This is a genomic window from Mesorhizobium sp. M1A.F.Ca.IN.022.07.1.1 (genome assembly GCF_003997575.1).
Classification (GTDB): domain Bacteria; phylum Pseudomonadota; class Alphaproteobacteria; order Rhizobiales; family Rhizobiaceae; genus Mesorhizobium.
This window is the reverse complement of sequence record NZ_RZST01000553.1, coordinates 1-2,290: the sequence shown is the minus strand read 5'-3', so window position 1 is coordinate 2,290 and position 2,290 is coordinate 1. Positions and strand designations below refer to the sequence as shown.

Below are 2,290 nucleotides of genomic sequence, written 5' to 3'. Positions count from 1 at the left end.
ATCTTGAACAGCAGCGTTCCGCCGACGGCCTCCAGCGCGCCGCCGACGACTTCGGCAAATTCATCGTCGGAAACGGTTTTGGAGTCCGGCGTCAGATCGTCCAGACTTTCGGCAAGCGTGCTTTCGAGGGCTTTTTCATCGAGCTGCACGTCCATGCGAATCTCTCCATTCGCCAATCTCACCCAGCCCATTAATGAACCTTAACGGCGACGATGGCCGGATTATGGCGGGTTTCACGGGTCATTCCGCCCATCCGACCGCCTTGGACTTATGGTGGCTGGACAATCCGCCGGATCATTCCACAATGCGTGAAACAATGACGCGAAAGCGCGAAAAAGGGGAGGAGCCGAGATGCTCGGACTGATGCAGGAATGGCCGCTGCTCTGCCATAAGCTGATCGATCACGCCGAACGCCAGCACGGCGGGCGCGAGGTCGTGTCGCGCTCGATCGAAGGCCCGATCGTGCGCACCACCTTTGCCGACATCCGTCATCGGGCGCTCAAAGTAGCGCAGCGGCTGGAGCGTGACAGCTTCGGGCTCGGCGACCGCATCGCAACGCTTGCCTGGAACACCGCCCGCCACATCGAGGCCTGGTACGGCACCATGGGGATCGGCGCGATCTACCACACGCTCAATCCGCGCCTGTTTCCCGAACAGATCGCCTGGATCATGAACGACGCCGAGGACAAGGCGATCTTCGTCGATCTGACCTTCGTGCCGCTGCTGGAAAAGATCGCCGGCCAGGTCAGGTCGCTCAGGCAGGTGATCGTGCTGACCGACCAGGCGCATATGCCGCAAACCTCGTTGCCGAACGCTGTCGCCTATGAGGAATGGCTTGCCGAGGCCGACGGCGCCTTCGCCTGGAAGACATTCGACGAGAACACGGCTGCCGGCATGTGCTACACGTCGGGCACGACCGGCGATCCGAAGGGCGTCGTCTACAGCCATCGCTCGAACGTGCTGCACGCCATGATGGCCGCCATGCCCGATGCCATGGGCGTTTCGACGCGCGACGTCGTCCTGCCCGTCGTGCCGATGTTCCATGCCAATGCCTGGGGACTCGGTCAGGCCGCGCCGATGATCGGGGCCAAGCTGGTGATGCCAGGCTGCAAGATGGATGGCGCCTCGATCTACGAATTGCTCGACTCCGAAAAGGTAACTTTCAGCGCCGCTGTGCCGACGGTATGGATGATGCTGCTGCAATATCTCGAGGAGACCGGCAAAAAGCTGCCTTATCTCAACAAGGTCGTCATCGGCGGTTCCTCCTGCCCGCGCGCCATCACCGCCAAGTTCCAGGACAAATACGCGGTTGAGGTGGTGCATGCCTGGGGCATGACCGAAATGTCGCCACTCGGCACGTTGTGCACCATGAAGCCGGAATATGAAGGGCTGACCGGCGATGCCAGGCTCGATATCCAGGGCAAGCAGGGCCACCCGCCCTTCGGCGTTGAAATGAAGGTGACAGACGACGAGAACAACGCGCTGCCCTGGGACGGCAAGACCTTCGGGCGACTGAAAGTTCGCGGCCCGGCGGTCGCGCGCGCCTATTACGGCGGCGTCGGCGCCGAGCAGTTCGACGCCGAGGGCTGGTTCGACACCGGCGACGTCGCCCATATCGACGGCAGCGGCTATATGCAGATCACCGACCGCGCCAAGGATGTCATCAAATCGGGCGGCGAGTGGATCTCCACCATCGATCTGGAGAACCTGGCCGTCGGCCATCCCGATGTGGCGGAGGCGGCCGCCATCGGCGTGCCGCACTCCAAATGGGGCGAGCGCCCCCTGCTGGTGGTCGTGCGCAAGCCGGGCAAGGAGCCGAGCAAGAGCGATATCCTGACCTTCATGAGCGGCAAGGTGGCCAAGTGGTGGATGCCCGACGACGTCGCCTTCGTCGGCGAGATTCCCCACACGGCGACGGGCAAGATCCAGAAGACCACCTTGCGCCAGCAATTCAAGGAGTATCGGCTGCCGACGGATTGAGGATTGTTAAATCTTTCGGCTTCAAGGCTGGCGCAAAAAGCTCTAAGTCTCGATGCGGACTGGGGTAATGCGGCAGACGATGGCTACAATTCCTGAACGGCAGACGTCGAGGGCGGCCGGCTGGTCGCGGCGGATCGGGGCATTCTCGCTCGTCCTTTTGCTGACCGTCGTTGCCGGCTACCGGCTCGACTTTGTCGACACCCCGCCTTTCCTGTGGGTGCTGGCGCTCGTTGCGCTGCTTGCGGCGCTCGCGCTGCTGCTCGCCGGGATTGCACTGTCGAGGCTGTGGAATTTCGGCGACCGCGGCGGC

General features: G+C 62.6%; 1 protein-coding gene and 1 pseudogene. Both read left to right on the top strand.

The window, feature by feature from the left end; all coding sequences use genetic code 11:
• Positions 1-351 precede the first annotated feature (351 nt).
• A complete protein-coding gene (locus EOA75_RS32035) occupies positions 352-1,980 on the top strand; it encodes a fatty-acid--CoA ligase (protein ID WP_127326082.1) in 1,629 nt (542 codons plus the stop codon).
• 79 nt (positions 1,981-2,059) lie between these two features.
• Positions 2,060-2,290 (top strand): annotated as a pseudogene (locus tag EOA75_RS32030) (DUF1499 domain-containing protein); the annotation flags it as partial.